Below are 2,855 nucleotides of genomic sequence, written 5' to 3'. Positions count from 1 at the left end.
ACGGTGCCCGGATGTACGACGCCGAGCTGGGACGTTGGTTCTGTGTCGACCCGATGTCCGAGAGTTATTACTCGTTGAGTTCTTATAATTATTGCGCGAATAATCCTATTTTGTTTATTGATCCGAATGGGATGTGGTTAGGAGATCCTCCTGCATTTATCAAAGGTTGGAATGGGCGGATTAATGAATTTAATAATGATTTTTTTGAGTGGCTTAATTCAAGATCTGGTAAACCGAGTTTACTTTTGAATGATTTAAGTGATTTTTCTGCAGGAATATTGAATTTTTTGACAGATATATCGGGTATTAGTAATTTTGTAACGGGCCAAAATAAAACGGCAGAGGCATTAGGAAGTGCAATTCAAACAATTAGTAAAATTCCTTCAATGTCTGGAGAAGAACTTGGAAGTTTTACCGCAAGTTCTGTTTTATTTTTGGGAGAATTTGCTGTTAATAGAAAGCTACCACTTGGAAAAAGCAATTCGATAAGAAAGGCAAGTAAATTGCCGACGCAAATACATCACTTTGCCACAAATAAAAATAAAATGTTTACACCTCAAATGAAAAAAATAGCGGAGCAATTTGGACTCGACCTAAATGGAGATTGGAATAAAGCTGTTTTACCTCATTTAGGTAGACATCCTAATGATTATCATAAATTTGTACTTCAAAATATGGAAAAAGCAAGATTGGAAGCAAATGGCAATCAGGTTAAGTTTTTGCAACTTTTTGATCAATATGTGAAAGCACCATTGCTTCAGAATCCAGATTTATTAAGAAAAGGAGGTTGGTAAGATGAATAAGTATTATTCTTTAAATTGGAAAAACGAAATAGAACTGGCAAGTGCATTTTATGCGGTTGAAGATCAAGTTGCATGCGATTTGATCCCGCAACTTGATGGAAAAAATTTGCTGCCTCTTAATTTTGAATTAAGAAGGGTAAAAGAAGGTAAACATGGATTAGTAGTAGATAATAATTTAACAACATTAAAAGAAATTTGGTTGGATTATCAACCTAATAGCTTTGCTTGGCCATTGATGTCCGAGAGATTCAAATCTGTAATTGAGAATAACCTAACCGGTAAAGAACAAGTAGATTGGATCACTTGTGAAGTGAAACATGGTAGTGAAGAAAGACGTTATTTTATTCTTCGATTCAATAAAAAACTAGATGTTTTAGATATGCAAAAGACTATGTTTTTTCAAAATACAGATCAAATAATAAAACCAGTCTTTTCCGCTTCTAAGATCATGGAATATAGTATTTTTTCTAAACCATTATCACATTATTTGTGGAAAATTACACCAGATCTTTATGTAAGTGAAACTTTAAGACAAGCAATATGGAAAGCAAAATTAAGTGGTGTTATATTTGAAAAAGCTACAGTAATATAAATGAAATTAATAGAAGTTGACCGAAAAGTAAAATCTTCGGTCAACTTTCTATCATTTTTAATAATTACGGAATCTTGGTTTTTATGATGACGGTAAAAACAGAGTCTTTGACGATGGAATGTCCCTCGTTAGCTACCCGGATGGAGGAGGTCTTTTTCGGATAACTTGATGATTCCTTCGCGTACCATTTTGAATTGAGATACCTTGTTGTTATACTGTACAAGAACAGTTCCCGTGGATTTTTTTAGATTTAAATGTCTTATCTTTACAAGACTATTAAAGAAAAGCGGCAAGGGATAGTAAGTCAACGCATGTGATTTACAGATGTTTTACTCTTTTTTGAAGCATGCACACGAGTTTAAGGAATGTTTGTCAGATAATTATAATAGATACCTTTGGGAGGAAAAACGAGATTGGAATTTTTACTGGAAAATTAGAAATCAATCGAAAAAGAAATAAAAATGAAAACATTAACACTTGTATTTTTACTTTCTTTTGTTGTCTTGTACACGGGATGTCATTCTAAAAAAGTGGAGAAAACGAAAAACATTGAAATGTCTGTTGTAAGAATAGTCACAAATCAATCCCGGATAGAGAGATAGGGTCACCTATATTTATTTCATATGAATTTGAAATTAAGAATAATACGGAAGAGAGTATTTCTTTTGACTTGTCTTGGTCGACTTCTCCTCGCGAGGAAAAGCCGGAAACCTTCCTTTACGGTATTTACAGTAAAGACACGATAGATTTCGAGGGAAGTCGGGTTCGTGTAAAAGCGAAAAGTACAGATATATTAATCAAAAGATTGGATACTGATTATTTGCGGAAACTCTATGATAATCGGGATCGAGAAAAATTTCCTGATATTCAATCTTTCATACGTGATGTAACTTCTGAAATCGTGATATATTACGTGGGAAAGTCAGACTCTTGTATAGTGAAACCTATGGTTAAGGTTGAGTTTTTGGGAAGTGATGAGGAGCATCTCGACTGGTGATATAAAAAATTGCAGGTAAGAACTAGTTTTTGTTACCATAAAATAAGTTCTAAAAAGTGATTAGTCCTGTAATAATTGTAAAGTTATGCAGGACTAATTTTTTATTTGGATTTATCGTGTAATACCCCACGGGGACTGTTGCCGTGGGGTAATCCAGAGGGACGGGTGCAGTAGGCTACTAAAAGGGAACAACTTGGACGGTCTTTACCAAAATTTATAAGGATAGCCGAAAAAGTTTGAATTTTGAATATAATATTTTAAATTTGTTAGCAGTGGTAAAGACCGGGACCACGCTAAAAGCCTCTTACACTTATTTGGCCGACGGGACGAAGTTAAGGGTAGCGGACGCGAGTGGTAACGGGTTCTATTACTCGGGTTCTTTGACACACGTTAAAAACAGTGCCGGGATACAGTTGGAAGGGGCAACCACGGCGAGCGGTCGGGTGTTGGTCGGAACGGGAAG

At 35.2% G+C, this 2,855-nt stretch carries 4 protein-coding genes; all 4 read left to right on the top strand.

Annotated features, from left to right (window positions below; translation table 11 throughout):
* On the top strand, positions 1-794 hold a 794-nt coding region (locus PGR74_RS13995), incomplete at its 5' end, for an AHH domain-containing protein (RefSeq protein ID WP_270517369.1).
* Between the two features lies 1 nt (position 795).
* A complete protein-coding gene (locus tag PGR74_RS13990; protein WP_041503536.1) occupies positions 796-1,395 on the top strand; it encodes an imm11 family protein in 600 nt (199 codons plus the stop codon).
* Between the two features lie 670 nt (positions 1,396-2,065).
* The gene (locus tag PGR74_RS13985; RefSeq protein ID WP_041503537.1) at positions 2,066-2,392 is read left to right on the top strand and encodes a hypothetical protein; all 327 of its coding nucleotides are present in this window, start codon (positions 2,066-2,068) and stop codon (positions 2,390-2,392) included.
* A gap of 272 nt (positions 2,393-2,664) precedes the next feature.
* Positions 2,665-2,855, top strand: a 191-nt coding sequence (locus PGR74_RS13980; RefSeq protein WP_270517368.1) for a hypothetical protein, incomplete at its 3' end; no start/stop codon positions are given.

The sequence above is a fragment of the Sanguibacteroides sp. AM78-02pH3A genome, assembly GCF_027666085.1.
Classification (GTDB): domain Bacteria; phylum Bacteroidota; class Bacteroidia; order Bacteroidales; family Marinifilaceae; genus Gabonibacter; species Gabonibacter massiliensis.
Note: the sequence above shows the minus strand (reverse complement) of the source record. Positions and strands in the feature narration are given on the sequence as shown.

What these genes read in the sequence shown, in the direction of transcription:
- PGR74_RS13990 (WP_041503536.1), top strand. Translation starts at nt 796, where the DNA reads ATGAATAAGTATTATTCTTTAAATTGGAAAAACGAAATAGAACTGGCA.